General features: G+C 62.1%; 1 protein-coding gene. It reads left to right on the top strand.

The window, feature by feature from the left end; all coding sequences use genetic code 11:
• The coding region (locus tag QP363_RS12895; protein WP_284764778.1) for a hypothetical protein at positions 1 to 301 on the top strand (301 nt) is incomplete at both ends.

Genomic DNA, 301 nt, shown 5'->3' with positions numbered 1-301 from the left:
GACGAAGCCACCACTTCGTGGAACAGCGCAAAGATTGCTTCCGCCCTGGCCGAACTGGCCAAGCAGGCAGAGGCTGAAGTTGTTCTGACTGGTGACTCCTCCATCGACGAGGGCGTCGGCGTCATGAGTGCATTGGTTGCAGGCTACCTAGGCTGGCCATGCTTCCAGGAAGTCGTCTCGATTACCCCGGCCGACGGCGGTTACGAAATCGTCCAGGCTGTTGGCGGCGGCACTCGCACCCTGACCGTGAGCGGCAACGTGGTTGTCTCTGTGGCCACCGACGCAGCTCCCGTGAAGGTGC

Source organism: Corynebacterium sp. UMB6689, assembly GCF_030215295.1.
Lineage (GTDB): Bacteria > Actinomycetota > Actinomycetes > Mycobacteriales > Mycobacteriaceae > Corynebacterium > Corynebacterium aurimucosum.
The sequence above is the reverse complement of the archived record's forward strand: the minus strand, read 5'-3'. Positions and strand labels throughout refer to the sequence as shown.